General features: G+C 63.5%; 12 protein-coding genes. 9 read left to right on the top strand and 3 right to left on the bottom strand.

Annotated features, from left to right (window positions below):
• Positions 1-16: 16 nt before the first annotated feature.
• Both BMZ46_RS03660 and eat read right to left on the bottom strand, forming a co-directional pair.
• Complete coding sequence (locus BMZ46_RS03660) at positions 17-184, bottom strand: DUF2897 family protein (RefSeq protein WP_064598378.1); 168 nt, start codon at positions 182-184, stop codon at positions 17-19.
• 119 nt (positions 185-303) lie between these two features.
• Positions 304-1,668, bottom strand: a complete 1,365-nt coding sequence (gene eat / locus BMZ46_RS03665) for an ethanolamine permease (protein ID WP_039770512.1) — start codon at positions 1,666-1,668, stop codon at positions 304-306.
• Positions 1,669-1,970: 302 nt separating this feature from the next.
• Between eat and kdpF the strand changes: the two genes are divergently transcribed.
• From kdpF to BMZ46_RS03695, 6 genes are all read left to right on the top strand, one after another.
• Positions 1,971-2,060: a K(+)-transporting ATPase subunit F gene (gene kdpF / locus BMZ46_RS03670; protein WP_007950940.1), complete on the top strand. Its 90-nt coding sequence runs from the start codon at positions 1,971-1,973 to the stop codon at positions 2,058-2,060.
• An 8-nt stretch (positions 2,061-2,068) separates the two neighbouring features.
• Positions 2,069-3,763: a potassium-transporting ATPase subunit KdpA gene (kdpA, locus tag BMZ46_RS03675; RefSeq protein WP_039770510.1), complete on the top strand. Its 1,695-nt coding sequence runs from the start codon at positions 2,069-2,071 to the stop codon at positions 3,761-3,763.
• Positions 3,764-3,767: 4 nt separating this feature from the next.
• The gene (gene kdpB / locus BMZ46_RS03680; RefSeq protein ID WP_371855249.1) at positions 3,768-5,831 is read left to right on the top strand and encodes a potassium-transporting ATPase subunit KdpB; all 2,064 of its coding nucleotides are present in this window, start codon (positions 3,768-3,770) and stop codon (positions 5,829-5,831) included.
• 272 nt (positions 5,832-6,103) lie between these two features.
• Complete coding sequence (kdpC, locus tag BMZ46_RS03685) at positions 6,104-6,649, top strand: potassium-transporting ATPase subunit KdpC (RefSeq protein ID WP_039770506.1); 546 nt, start codon at positions 6,104-6,106, stop codon at positions 6,647-6,649.
• Between the two features lie 128 nt (positions 6,650-6,777).
• Positions 6,778-9,429, top strand: a complete 2,652-nt coding sequence (locus BMZ46_RS03690) for a sensor histidine kinase (protein ID WP_074688006.1) — start codon at positions 6,778-6,780, stop codon at positions 9,427-9,429.
• A 48-nt stretch (positions 9,430-9,477) separates the two neighbouring features.
• Entirely contained in the window at positions 9,478-10,176 is a 699-nt protein-coding gene (locus BMZ46_RS03695) for a response regulator (protein ID WP_039770498.1), read from the top strand.
• Here the strand turns inward: BMZ46_RS03695 and BMZ46_RS03700 are convergent.
• Entirely contained in the window at positions 10,173-11,210 is a 1,038-nt protein-coding gene (locus BMZ46_RS03700; protein ID WP_011335324.1) for a patatin-like phospholipase family protein, read from the bottom strand. The genes BMZ46_RS03695 and BMZ46_RS03700 overlap by 4 nt on opposite strands.
• A 217-nt stretch (positions 11,211-11,427) precedes the next feature.
• Here BMZ46_RS03700 and BMZ46_RS03705 point away from each other — a divergent pair, with 217 nt between their 5' ends.
• The 3 genes from BMZ46_RS03705 to BMZ46_RS03715 all read left to right on the top strand — a co-directional run bounded on the left by BMZ46_RS03705 (position 11,428) and on the right by BMZ46_RS03715 (position 13,467).
• The gene (locus tag BMZ46_RS03705) at positions 11,428-11,706 is read left to right on the top strand and encodes a hypothetical protein (RefSeq protein ID WP_007950948.1); all 279 of its coding nucleotides are present in this window, start codon (positions 11,428-11,430) and stop codon (positions 11,704-11,706) included.
• A gap of 77 nt (positions 11,707-11,783) precedes the next feature.
• Entirely contained in the window at positions 11,784-12,551 is a 768-nt protein-coding gene (locus BMZ46_RS03710; protein WP_074688004.1) for a CHAD domain-containing protein, read from the top strand.
• Positions 12,552-12,672: 121 nt separating this feature from the next.
• Positions 12,673-13,467, top strand: coding sequence for an acyl-CoA thioesterase (locus BMZ46_RS03715; protein WP_074688002.1), 795 nt, complete (start codon positions 12,673-12,675; stop codon positions 13,465-13,467).

Genomic DNA, 13,467 nt, shown 5'->3' on the forward strand with positions numbered 1-13,467 from the left:
AGGCGGGGTTTTTCGTTCAGCGGTCCTGCGCGTCCTTGATGTCCGCTTCGGCGTTGCGTTCAGCAACACGCTTGCGTTGTTCTTCGGTCAGTTCGACCTTGTTGGCGGTGTCTCGCAACATCATCAGACCGCCGACGATCGAGCCGATTGCAACGACCAGAATCAACCAGGCATACCAGGGCATAACGGCTCTCCTTAAAGGCAGGTCGACGGGCGAGGGTTTCGCCGTGCGACGCTGCATACCACTTTGAGCGAAGTGCATTCGCAGTGGTTCCATTCTAGGCCGGTTATGCCCGTCGCGGTTTACAGTCCGGTGAGCATGGCGTCTGCCGGAGCGTTGGCGCGCAATTGGCCGGTCAACAGGAAGTAGCCGAAACCGACCGCCATGAAGCCGAGAAAGATCAGCCCGATCAGCGCATTGAACCAGGCCATCGCAACCAGGCACACCACGGCCAGCGCCAATGCAATCAGCGGAATCAGCGGATAGCACGGCGCACGGAAGGTGCGCTCCAGATTCGGTTCGGATTTACGCAGTTTGAACAGGCTGAGCATGCTCATGATGTACATCACGATCGCGCCGAACACCGCCATGGTGATCATCGCGGCAGTGAGGGTCATGCCGCCGAGGTTGATCAGGCCGTCGCTGTAGATCGCCGCGATGCCAATCACGCCGCCGGCGATGATCGCCCGGTGCGGGGTCTGGAACCGCGAGAGTTTAGCCAGCGAGGCGGGCAGGTAACCGGCGCGGGCGAGGGCGAAGAATTGCCGCGAATAGCCAAGGATGATCCCGTGGAAACTCGCCACCAGCCCGAACAGACCGATCCACACCAGCATATGCAGCCAGCCGGAGTTGTCGCCGACCACCGCTTTCATTGCCTGAGGCAGCGGGTCGTTGATGTTCGACAGGGTGCGCCAGTCGCCGACGCCGCCTGCAAAGAACATCACGCCCATGGCCAGCAACACCAGCGTCAGAATGCCACTGATGTAGGCCTTGGGAATCGTGCGTTTCGGGTCCTTGGCTTCTTCGGCCGCCATGGCTGCGCCTTCGATGGCGAGGAAAAACCAGATCGCAAATGGAATCGCCGCGAACATCCCGGCAATCGCCGGAGCGCCGAAGATGTCCGAACCGGCCCAGCCGTTGAGGGCGAAGTTGCTGAAGCTGAACGCCGGGGCGACCACGCCCATGAACACCAATAGCTCGGCGACGGCCAGGACGCAGACGATCAACTCGAAGGTCGCGGCCAGTTTCACGCCAAGAATATTCAGACCCATGAACACGATGTACGCGCCGACCGCCGCGTGTTTCGGATCGAGGGCCGGAAACTGCACGTTCAGGTACGCACCAATCGCCAAGGCAATCGCCGGCGGGGCGAAGACGAACTCGATCAGCGTCGCCAGTCCGGCGATCAATCCGCCTTTTTCACCGAAGGCGCGGCGACTGTAGGCAAACGGCCCGCCCGCGTGGGGGATCGCCGTGGTCAGTTCGGTGAAGCTGAAGATGAAACAGGTGTACATGGTCGCGACCATGAACGAAGTCACCAGGAAACCCAGGGTTCCCGCGACGCCCCAGCCGTAACTCCAGCCGAAGTACTCCCCGGAAATCACCAGCCCCACCGCGATGCCCCACAGGTGCAACGTGCCCAGCGTGGGTTTGAGTTGTGTGTTCATGCATTTGCTCCCTGAACGGTTTGGAAAGCTCGGGGAAGGGCGTGTGCAGTGGGCGTGCCATTTTGTATTGGCGGGTCGTAATGGGATGAAAGCTGTCGTATCGGGGATGTTCGCGGCTCGATGGCCACATTTGCGTGCGCCAGTCAGGTGCGCCGCCAGCCGGATACAGTCGTAAAGAAGGCATAAACCCACTCTTTACGCTTTCTTTATGCCCCGCCCACACCCTCGCTCTCGTTCCTTTACAGCCTCCTTTCCGACAATGCCTCCACACGCGGCAATACGCCGTAACACGGAGATCTTCCATGAGCGTTCTGGACGGGGTGTCACTGCTGCTGGCAGTGGGGCTGTTCATTTATCTGTTGGTTGCGCTGTTGCGCGCGGATCGGACTTAGGAGCGGCTATGCACAGTTATGACTATTGGCTGATCCTCGCTTTCTTCGCGGTGGTCTTGCTGCCGGCGCCGTTCCTCGGGCGCTTCTACTACAAGGTGATGGAGGGCCAGCGCACTTGGCTGACGCCGATTCTCGGCCCGGTCGAGCGCGGCTGTTACCGCATCGCCGGGGTCAATCCGCAGGACGAACAGAGCTGGCAGAAGTACACGCTGGCGCTGCTGGCGTTCAACCTCGCCGGTTTTCTGCTGCTGTTCGCGATCCTGCTGTTCCAGGATCACCTGCCGCTGAACCCGCAAAACCTGCCGGGCCAGGAGTGGACCCTCGCGTTCAACACCGCCGTCAGCTTCATGACCAACACCAACTGGCAGGCCTACAGCGGCGAAGCGTCGCTCAGCTACCTGAGCCAGATGGTCGGCCTCACCGTACAGAACTTTGTCAGCGCCGCCACCGGCCTCGCCGTGCTGGTTGCGCTGTGCCGTGGCATCGGGCGCAAGTCCACCAAAACCCTCGGCAACTTCTGGGTCGACATGACCCGCGCCACCCTCTACGGCCTGCTGCCGCTGTGCCTGCTGCTGGCGCTGTACCTGGTGTGGCAGGGCGTGCCGCAGACCTTCGCCCAATATGTGAATGCAGTGACGATGCAGGGCGTTGATCAGGTGATCCCGCTCGGCCCGGCTGCCAGCCAGATTGCGATCAAGCAACTGGGCACCAACGGCGGCGGATTCTTCGGCGTCAACTCGGCGCATCCGTTCGAGAACCCGACCGCCTGGAGCAACCTGTTCGAAGTCGCGTCGATCATCCTGATCCCGGTCGCGCTGGTGTTCACCTTCGGCCACTACGTGAAGGACCTGCGTCAGAGCCGCGCCATCATCGGTTGCATGCTCGCGCTGTTCATCATCGGCGGCGCCACTTCGCTGTGGGCCGAATATCAGCCGAACCCGGCGCTGAACAACGTTGCCGTCGAACAGACCGCACCGCTGGAAGGCAAGGAAGCACGCTTCGGCACCACCGCCACGGTGCTCTGGTCGGTGACAACCACGGCGGCGTCGAACGGTTCGGTCAACGGCATGCATGACAGCCTCAACCCGCTCAGCGGCATGGTCGCGCTGGTCAACATGATGGTCGGCGAAGTGATCTTCGGCGGCGTCGGCGCGGGGCTCTACGGCATGTTGCTGAACGTGCTGATCGCGGTGTTCCTCGCCGGCCTGATGATCGGCCGCACCCCGGAATACCTCGGCAAGAAACTCCAGGCCCGTGAAGTACAGCTGCTGGTGGTGACCCTGCTGGTGATGCCGGTCGGCGTGCTGGTACTCGGCGCGATCGCTGCGAGCCTGCCCGGCCCGGTGGCGGCGGTGAGCAACCCCGGTCCGCACGGTTTCAGTCAGTTGCTCTACGCCTACACCTCGGCCAGTGCCAACAACGGTTCGGCGTTCGGCGGCTTCGGCGCCAACACCGCGTTCCACAACCTGATGCTCGGCCTGGGCATGTTGATCGGTCGCTTCGGTTACATCCTTCCGGTACTGGCTTTGGCCGGCAGCCTGGCGATGAAGAAAACCGCACCGATCGGCCAGAACAGCTTCCCGACCCACGGCCCGCTGTTTGTGACCCTGCTGACCGTGACCATTTTGCTGGTGGGCGGCCTGACCTTCTTGCCGACCCTCGCACTGGGCCCAATCGCTGAACACCTGAGCATGGGCTTCTAAGGAGCTGATGATGAATATGCCCGCAATCAAACCCGCCGTCGTCAAGGCGCCGGAACAAGCGAAAACCGCGATCAGCGCCCTGTGGCGTCCGGCGCTGGTGCAAGCGTTCGTCAAGCTCGACCCGCGCCAGTTGCAGCGCTCGCCAGTGATGCTGGTGGTCGAACTGACAGCGATCCTGACCACCGTGCTGTGCTTCATTCCCGACAGCAGCGTGCCGACTTTCGTCGCCGCGCAAATTGCCCTGTGGCTGTGGTTCACCGTGCTGTTCGCCAACTTCGCCGAAGCGCTGGCCGAAGGTCGCGGCAAGGCTCGCGCCGACAGCCTCAAGGCTGGCAGCGAAGGCCTCAGCGCCCGACGCAAACTGGCCAACGGCAGCTTCCAGGTCGTACCGGCCACCAGCCTGCGCAAGGGCGATGTGGTGCGCGTCGAAGCGGGGGAGATGATCCCCGGTGACGGCGAGGTCATCGAAGGCATCGCGGCGGTCAACGAAGCGGCGATCACTGGCGAATCGGCGCCAGTGATTCGCGAGTCCGGTGGCGATCGTTCCGCCGTCACCGGCAACACCCGGCTGGTGTCCGACTGGCTGCTGGTGAAGATCACTGCCAACCCCGGTGAATCGACCCTCGACCGCATGATTGCGCTGGTCGAAGGCGCCAAACGCCAGAAGACCCCGAACGAAGTGGCACTGGACATCCTGCTGATCGGCCTGACCCTGATCTTCCTGCTGGTGGTCGTAACCCTGCAGCCGTTCGCCCACTTCGCCAACGGCAGCCTGCCGCTGGTGTTCCTGGTGGCGTTATTGGTCACGCTGATTCCGACCACCATTGGCGGGCTGCTGTCGGCCATCGGTATCGCCGGGATGGATCGTCTGGTGCGTCTGAACGTGATCGCCAAGTCCGGCCGTGCGGTGGAAGCAGCGGGTGACGTGCACGTGTTGCTGCTGGACAAGACCGGCACCATCACTTTCGGCAACCGTCGTTGCAGCGCGGTGTATGCGGCGCCGGGCGTGAATGCCCGTGAGCTGGCCGAAGGCGCGCTATTCGCCTCGCTGGCTGACGAAACCGCTGAAGGCAAGTCCATCGTCGAGTACCTGCGCGGCTCCAATCCGCAGCCGGAACCTTCGCCGGAAACCCTGACTGCCGTGCCGTTCAGTGCGGAAACCCGCTTGTCCGGTGTGGACTACCAGGGCCGTGTATTCCGCAAGGGCGCGGTGGATTCGCTGCTGGCCTTCCTCGGTCAACAACGCAAGGATCTGGCCCCGGCGCTGTCCCGGGAAATCGACAAAATCGCCCAGAGCGGCGGCACCCCGTTGCTGGTCTGCGCCGACGGCAAGCTGCTCGGTGCCATCCACCTGAAAGACGTGGTCAAGCCAGGCATCCGCGAGCGTTTCGCCGAGCTGCGCAAGCTGGGGATCCGCACGGTGATGGTCACCGGTGACAACCCGCTGACTGCTGCCGCGATTGCCGCTGAAGCAGGCGTCGATGACGTACTGGCCGAAGCGACGCCAGAGAAGAAACTGGCGCGCATCCGTCACGAGCAGAACGACGGTCGTCTGGTCGCGATGTGTGGTGACGGCGCCAACGACGCCCCGGCGCTGGCCCAGGCTGACGTCGGCATGGCGATGAACGACGGCACACAAGCCGCGCGTGAGGCGGCCAACATGGTCGACCTCGACAGCGACCCGACCAAGTTGCTGGACGTGGTGCAGATCGGCAAGGAATTGCTGGTGACCCGTGGCGCGCTGACGACCTTTTCCATCGCCAACGACGTGGCCAAGTATTTCGCGATCCTGCCGGCCCTGTTTGCCGCGATCTACCCGCAGCTCGGCGTGCTGAACATCATGCAGTTGAGCAGTCCGCAGAGCGCGATCCTGTCGGCCATCGTGTTCAACGCTTTGATCATCGTGGTGCTGATTCCGTTGGCCCTGCGTGGTGTGCGGGTGCAGGCGGCGAGCGCGGCGGCGCTGCTGCGACGCAATCTGCTGATCTATGGCCTGGGCGGGATTGTGGTGCCGTTCGTGGGGATCAAGGCGATCGACATGCTGTTGACGGCGTTGCATCTGGTTTGAGTGAGCGGTGTTTGCTGGATCTCTACACGGCTTGAGATCCAGCCCTCATCGGAACGCCGCCCGCCTAACCCTCTCCCGGAGGGAGAGGGGACTGACCGAGGTATTTGTAAGAGCTACATCGACCTGAGATATCGAGCCGAACTCAGGATTTGAAAAGCACAAAGATCGGTTCCCTTTCCCCCTCGCCCCCTTGGGGGAGAGCGCTGGGGTGAGGGGGAGGGATCTTCCTGACACCCCACCAAAGTTTGCCCAATGAATTCGAGGATTTTGAAATGTCCACAATGATCCGTCCGGCCCTGAGCCTGCTGGTGCTGATGACCCTGGTCACCGGCGTTGCCTATCCACTGGTGGTGACCGGCGTTGCCCAGGTCGCCTTCCCCGAGCAGGCCAACGGCAGCCTGGTGCGCGATGCCGAAGGCAAGGTGCGCGGCTCCTCGCTGATTGCTCAGGATTTTGTCGGCGATGCCTGGTTCCATCCGCGTCCTTCGGCTGGTGCCTTTGCCACCGTGTCGAGCAGTGCGAGCAACCTGTCGCCAAGCAATCCGGCGCTGGCCACTCGGGTGATCGACGACGCCAACAAGCTGCAGGTGCCCGGTCAGGGCCCGGTGCCGTTGGCGCTGCTGACCACCTCCGGCAGCGGTCTCGATCCGCACTTGCCACCGGCGGCGATTGCCTATCAACTGGCGCGTGTTGCCGCCGCGCGTAATGTGCCGGTAGCGACTTTGCAGCAACTGCTCGACGCGCACATCGAACAGCCGTTGGTGGGCCCGCCGGTGGTGAATGTGCTGGCGCTGAACATGGCGCTGGAAAAGCTCTGAATCGGTGGCGCGGCCAATCGCTGGCAAGCCAGCTCCCACAGGAGCACGCATTCCCCTTGTGGGAGTTGGCTTGCCAGCGATGACGGCAGTCCAGGCAATACACAAACATCAGGAAGAGAGCTTCAAGCATGAGTGACTCCGGCCGTGCCGACGCGCTGTTAGCAGACTTGCCCCGCGACGGACGCGGCCGGCTCAAGGTTTTCCTCGGCGCCGCGCCGGGCGTGGGCAAGACCTACGCGATGTTGCAGGCGGCCCACAGCCAATTGCGCCAGGGCGTGAAAGTCATCGCCGGGGTGGTCGAAACCCACGGCCGCGCCGAAACCGAAGCGCTGCTTGGCGGCTTGCCGCAACTGCCGCTGGTGCGCTCGGAATACCGTGGCGTGACGCTGGAGGAAATGGACCTCGACGGTCTGCTCGCCGCCAAACCGAAACTGGTACTCGTCGACGAGCTGGCCCACAGCAACGCCCCCGGCAGTCGTCACGCCAAACGCTGGCAGGACATTCAGGAACTGCTCGCCGCCGGCATCGACGTGTACACCACGGTCAACGTCCAGCACCTGGAAAGTCTCAACGATCAGGTGCGCGGCATCACCGGTGTGCAGGTTCGTGAAACCCTGCCGGACTGGGTGTTGCAGGAAGCCTATGAGCTGCTGCTGATCGACCTGCCGCCCCGCGAACTGCTCGAGCGCCTGCGCGAAGGCAAGGTCTACGTGCCGGAGCAGGCACGGGCGGCGATCGATGCATTTTTTACCCAGACCAACCTCACCGCGCTGCGCGAACTGGCGATGCAGACCGCTGCCGCGCAAGTCGATAACGATCTCGCTCAGGGCTATCGCCAGCTCGGCCAGGCCGCGCCGGCGGTACGCGGGCGCTTGCTGGTCGGCGTCGATGGCGATGCCCAGGCTGAACGGCTGGTGCGTCACGCCAGTCGGGTGGCCCAGCGTCGGCATTTGCCGTGGAGTCTGGTGCACGTCGACAACGGCAGCGTGCGCGACGAGCAATCGCGCCTGCGCCTGCAAAGCGCCCAGCAACTGGCGGAACGCCTCGGCGGCGAAGTGGTGCTGCTGCGGGCCGGCGAGGTGGCGAAAACCCTGATCCAGCATGCGGCGGAACGGCGGGCGAGTCTGGTGCTGGTCGGTCAGTCGCGGCCGCGCCTGCGCAGGCGTCTGTTCGGTGGTGGGCTGGCGGCGCGTTTGCTGCGTCAGGCCCATGGCCTGGAAATCAACGTGCTGGACAGTGATCAGGAACAGCATCAACCGCGCCCGCGTGTCGCGCCGACGCTGGTGTGGTTCGACTACGCGCTGGCGCTGGTCGCGACGCTGTTGGCCAGTGCACTGGCGTGGGCGGTCTCCAGCGTGCTGCCGTTGCCGAATATCTCGCTGGTGTTTCTTGCGGCGGTGCTTCTGGTGGCGGTGCGCAGCAGTCTCGGCCCGGCGCTGGCCTGTGCGGCGCTGTCGTTTCTGACCTATGACTTTCTGTTCATCCCGCCGAATTTCTCCTTCAGCATCCAGCGCGAAGAAGACGTGCTGACCTTGCTGTTCTTCCTGCTGATGGCGGCGCTCACCGGCAATCTCGCGGCGCGTCAGCGGCGGCAATTGCAGGCGCTGCGCGATACCCAGGAAGAGACCACTGAACTGCTCGACCTGTCGCGCAAACTCACCGCCGCCACCGACCGTCAGGCCGTGGTCAGCGCCGCAGCCCAACACCTCAATGGCTGGAGCGATCTGCAGCTGTGCCTGCTCAATCGCGACGGGCAGGGCGGCTGGAAAGTCGAAACCGGCGGGCCGCTGCAATTCACTGAATCCGAGCGCGCCGCCGCCGACTGGGCCTGGCAACACGATCAACCGGCGGGCATGGGCACCGGCACCTTGCCGTTCGGGCGCTGGTGGTGGTGGCCGCTGTCAGTGGAGGACGGACCGCTGGCGCTGCTCGGTGTATGCGCCAAAGAAGGCCAGACCTTGAGCGGCCAACGCCGTCGTTTGCTGACCGCGTTGAGCCAGCCCCTGGCTCAAGCATTGGCCCGGGCGCAACTCGCCGATGACCTGGAAGCCGCGCGTCTGCACGGTGAAACCGAACAATTGCGCAGCGCCTTGCTGGCCTCGGTGTCCCACGATCTGCGCACGCCGCTGACCTCGATGCGCGGCAGCATCGACAGCCTGCTGGCCCTCGGCGAAGCGATCCCGCTGGAGGATCGCCGCGAGCTGCTCGAAGGCACCCGCGATGAAGCCGAGCGTCTCGACCGCTACATCCAGAACCTGCTGGACATGACCCGTCTCGGCCACGGCGCCCTGAAGCTGGCGCGGGACTGGGTGTCGCCGGCGGACATCGTCGGCAGTGCGCTCAATCGTCTGCGGGCGGTGCTGTCGTCGTTGCAAGTGAGCACCGATGTACCGGCCGAGTTGCCGCTGCTGTACGTGCATGCCGCGTTGATCGAGCAGGCACTGGTGAACGTGCTGGAAAACGCCGCCCGCTTCTCGCCATCCCACGGCCGTCTGCAATTGCGCGCCGGGGCGGATGACAGCGAAGTGTTTTTCTCGGTCAGTGACGAAGGGCCGGGGATTCCGGTCGATGAGCGGGCGAAGATTTTCGACATGTTCTACACCGCCGCCCGGGGTGATCGCGGCGGGCAGGGCACGGGGCTGGGGCTGGCGATCTGTCAGGGCATGGTCGGCGCCCACGGCGGGCGGATCAGTGTCGGCGACGGCATCGACGGGCGCGGCACTTGCATCACCCTGCACCTGCCGTTGCAGACGCAACCGGGGATGGACGGTGAAGCCTGATCCGCGCTGCGCTACTCTCTTGCCACTCTTTTGTGTTGATGTGAATTCATGAGCCAGACCGCGACCATTTTGGTCATCGATGACGAACCGCAGATCCGCAAGTTCCTGCGTATCAGCCTCGCTTCCCAGGGCTACAAAGTGCTGGAGGCAGGCACCGGCGCCGAGGGCCTGGCCCAGGCGGCGCTGAATAAACCCGATCTGCTGGTGCTCGACCTCGGCCTGCCGGACATGGACGGCCAGCAAGTGCTGCGCGAGTTTCGCGAATGGGCCACGGCGCCGGTGCTGGTGCTGTCGGTGCGCGCCAGCGAAGGGCAGAAGGTCCAGGCGCTGGATGGCGGCGCCAATGACTACGTGACCAAGCCGTTCGGCATTCAGGAATTTCTCGCCCGGGTGCGCGCGTTGCTGCGTCAGGCACCGGCCGGGGAAGCGCAGCAGGCCGCGTTGAATTTCGGCCCGCTGACCGTGGACCTGGCGTATCGCCGGGTGCTGCTGGACGGCGTCGAAGTCGCCTTGACCCGCAAGGAATACGCAGTGCTGGCGCAACTGGCGCGGCATCCCGGGCGGGTAATCACTCAGCAGCAATTGCTCAAGGACATCTGGGGCCCGACCCACACCGAGGACAGTCATTACTTGCGGATCGTGGTCGGGCATCTGCGGCAGAAACTGGCGGACGATCCGACCCGGCCCCGGTTTATCGTGACCGAGGCCGGCGTCGGTTATCGCTTGTTGAGCGAGAGCAGCCTTTAGTTTTGTTCGCTCTCGTAGCGATCCAGCGTATCCCGGGCAATCTCCCGGCCCAGCGCGATCAATTCGGGCGCCTTGTAGAACTCAAAGAACCGGCACACCCGTTTCGGCACGTTGATCAGGATGTCCGGCGGATACCCGGCGATCTTGTACTGCGCCAGCGAGGTCTGCATCACCTCGAAACTCTGGTTGATCAGATCGAGCAATGAAGCCGGCCCGACGTTATCGACGATGAACGATCCGGTGGCGGATTTCGGTGCGCCGTCGCGTTCAGGCGCGGCGGCGGGTTGCTGGGCTTCCGGCTCGGCACTTTCGACCCACGGATTGATTTCCGCCGCTTCGGCACGCAACGCTTCCTGTTCCAGCAACAGCAATTGCTCGGCCTGTTTGCGGCGGAACGGCATCTTCGAACCGAGTGAACTGATCAGACTGTCGAAGCGCGTGCGGAACGCGGCGGGGCGCTGGATCACCGGCAATTTGTAATGGCGCTGGTTGGTCGAGTTGAGATTGACCGCGATGATCAGGTCGCAATGGCTCGACACCACCGGCACGATCGGCAACGGGTTGAGAATGCCGCCGTCCACCAGCATCCGGTTGCCCTGCATCACCGGAGTGAACAGGCTGGGAATCGCCGCCGAGGCGCGCATCGCCTGATGCAGGCAGCCTTCCTGGAACCAGATTTCCTGTTGATTGGTGAGGTCGGCGGCCACCGCCGTGTAGGGGATGCGCAGGTCTTCGATGTTGATTTCGCCGACGATCTTGCGGATCTGGCCAAAAACCTTTTCGCCACGGATTGCGCCGAGACGAAAGCTGACGTCCACCAGGCGCAGCACGTCGAGATAATCCAGGCTTTCGATCCAGTTGCGATACTCGTCGAGCTTGCCGGCGGCGTAGATTCCGCCGACCACGGCCCCCATGGAACAGCCGGCAATACAACTGATGTCATAGCCCCGTCGTTCAATCTCTTCAATGACCCCGATATGGGCATAGCCCCGGGCGCCACCGGAGCCCAGCACCAGCGCGACACGCTTTTTCATCAAACTTCCTCCCGACAAGGTTGCACAATGCACCCATCGAGGGCCGGGCTTCAATCGCCGGGGTCGTTCGGGGCGGCGATGGCGTCGTTTTTTCGATACTTCATGACCCGTCGGCGTTATCTTTTGCAGTGCGGTGCAATTGCGGGACGCAAGGCACTTTTTCCCTGCCGCACCGTCTTACCTGCACGACTGTTGACCTATCTTTGAGGTGTGAGTGATGAAAGCCTGGATCTGTGTGCCGTTGATGGCGCTGGCATTGGCCGGTTGCGCCGGCAAGACCGCTTACCGCGACAGCTGCGGCAGCCAACTCGACGCGGCGTGGCATGAACTGGATCTGGCCAAGGCCGAAGGTTTTGCCGGCACCGTCAGCTATTCCAAGGCGCTGTCGCTGTTGACGGCGGCCAAGACCCAGCAGCAATTCGAAGGCTTCGAAGGCTGCACCAAGAAAGCCGAAAAAGCACGTTTCTACATTCGCGAGTCCCGCGCCGGGCGCTAAGCTGCTGACGTAGCGCAAGGGCAGGTCGCTTGCGCCGGCGCACACTCGTGCAAAGTCATTGAATTCAGGAGCAAGCGATGTCTGCGTTGGTTGATCGGCTGGTGGCCCATGTCCTGAGCCTGGAAGTGCGGCTGCTGGCCTGTCAGGCGCGTCTGACCGCGCGGACCGACCCTGAAGCGCTGCACGACCTGCGCACTACCGTACGGCGCTTGCGCAGTCTGTTGCGACCGTTGCGCGGCTTGCCCGGTGTCGAACAGCTGGAAAGCGCGGCGGCCAGCGTCGGGCAATTGACCACGCCGTGGCGCGACCGCGAGGTGCTGGCGGCCTGGCTGATCAAGCATGATCAGCCGGAAGCTGCACAGCGCCGGATGGCGCAAATGGCCGAGGCGTACCCGACGCTGGCGGCCAGCGCCGAAGTGGCTTCGCTGCTGATGATCATCGATGCCTTTCCACGTTTTCTGCGTGCGTCCCAGCGCCAGGGATTGCTCAAGCGCCTGGACAAACGCATCGAAAAACGTCTGGGCAAACAGTGGAAGCACCTCGACGTGGCGCTGCACGACCCGGCCCACGACCGCCATCGCCTGCGCCTGCTGATCAAGCGCGTGCGTTATGGCATCGAGGCCTATCCGGAACTCGATCGTCTGCCGGAAGCCGCATTGCCCCGTTTGAAATCCGCGCAAGGCGCCCTCGGTGACTGGCACGATTGCTGGCAATGGCTGGCCCGCGCCGAACAGGAACCGGATCTGCAACCCTGCGTCGCCACGTGGCAGGCAACCATGGCCAAGGCCGAAATCAAGGCTGACCGGGTGCTGGAAAAACTCAGCGCAGCCTGCTTCAAGTCCTGAAACCCGCTGGCGCGCAGCACCGCTGTCTTATCTGTCAGTCTCTTTGACCGGAATGGACGCTGCGCCGCTCTGCCGCGCTGGTTAAGATCCGGTCATTCCCTTTTTCGTGTCCGAGGTTTCCATGCGCTTTTGCGATCTGATCGATGCTGTCCGTCGTCAACCGGAGGTCACGATTCCGGCGGAGTGGGGGCAGGGCCGGGCCAGTTTTGGCGGCTTGGTGGCCGCGCTGCAATTTGAAGTGATGCGAACCAGGGTGCCTGCCGATCGGCCGGTGCGTTCGCTGGCGATCACTTTCGTCGGCCCGGTGGAGCCCGAAGTGCCAGTGAGCTTTGAAGTCGAGGTGCTGCGCGAAGGCAAAGCGGTCAGCCAGGTGCTGGGGCGCGCCGTGCAGAACGGTCAGGTGGTGACGATGGTGCAAGGCAGCTTCGGGGCTTCGCGGTCGTCGGAAGTGGCGGTTGAAGCCTATCCGGCGCCGGAGATGAAACACTGGGACGACTGCCAGGAACTGCCGTACATCAAAGGCGTAACCCCCGAGTTCATGCGTCATCTGGCGATGCGCTGGAGTGTCGGCGGCATGCCGTTCACCGGCACTCAATCGCGGCTGATGGGCGGCTGGGTGCGTTTGCGTGGGGATGTGAAAGAAGAGCCGGTCAACGAGGCGCACCTGCTGGCGCTGGTCGATGCCTGGCCACCCGCGCTGTTGCCGTACCTGAAGAAACCGGCACCGGGCAGCACCCTGACCTGGACCATCGAATTCGTTCAGCCGTTACGGGATTTGAGCACGCTGGATTGGTGCCAGTATCTGGCGGACATCGAATATGCGGCTGACGGTTATGGCCATGTCGCCGCCAAGCTGTGGAGCGCGAAGGGTGAACTGATTGCCATGAGTCGGCAGACGGTGACGATCTTCGCCTGA

Origin of the sequence: Pseudomonas sp. NFIX49 (assembly GCF_900115915.1) — a bacterium.
In the GTDB taxonomy this organism is placed as follows: Bacteria; Pseudomonadota; Gammaproteobacteria; order Pseudomonadales; family Pseudomonadaceae; genus Aquipseudomonas; species Aquipseudomonas pharyngis.

Bases quoted from the DNA above. Each gene is read 5' to 3' on its own strand.
- BMZ46_RS03715 (WP_074688002.1), top strand. From the start codon at position 12,673: ATGCGCTTTTGCGATCTGATCGATGCTGTCCGTCGTCAACCGGAGGTC.
- BMZ46_RS03700 (WP_011335324.1), bottom strand. From the start codon at position 11,210: ATGAAAAAGCGTGTCGCGCTGGTGCTGGGCTCCGGTGGCGCCCGGGGC.
- BMZ46_RS03660 (WP_064598378.1), bottom strand. From the start codon at position 184: ATGCCCTGGTATGCCTGGTTGATTCTGGTCGTTGCAATCGGCTCGATC.
- kdpC (WP_039770506.1), top strand. From the start codon at position 6,104: ATGTCCACAATGATCCGTCCGGCCCTGAGCCTGCTGGTGCTGATGACC.
- eat (WP_039770512.1), bottom strand. From the start codon at position 1,668: ATGAACACACAACTCAAACCCACGCTGGGCACGTTGCACCTGTGGGGC.
- BMZ46_RS03710 (WP_074688004.1), top strand. From the start codon at position 11,784: ATGTCTGCGTTGGTTGATCGGCTGGTGGCCCATGTCCTGAGCCTGGAA.
- BMZ46_RS03690 (WP_074688006.1), top strand. From the start codon at position 6,778: ATGAGTGACTCCGGCCGTGCCGACGCGCTGTTAGCAGACTTGCCCCGC.
- BMZ46_RS03695 (WP_039770498.1), top strand. From the start codon at position 9,478: ATGAGCCAGACCGCGACCATTTTGGTCATCGATGACGAACCGCAGATC.
- BMZ46_RS03705 (WP_007950948.1), top strand. From the start codon at position 11,428: ATGAAAGCCTGGATCTGTGTGCCGTTGATGGCGCTGGCATTGGCCGGT.
- kdpF (WP_007950940.1), top strand. From the start codon at position 1,971: ATGAGCGTTCTGGACGGGGTGTCACTGCTGCTGGCAGTGGGGCTGTTC.
- kdpA (WP_039770510.1), top strand. From the start codon at position 2,069: ATGCACAGTTATGACTATTGGCTGATCCTCGCTTTCTTCGCGGTGGTC.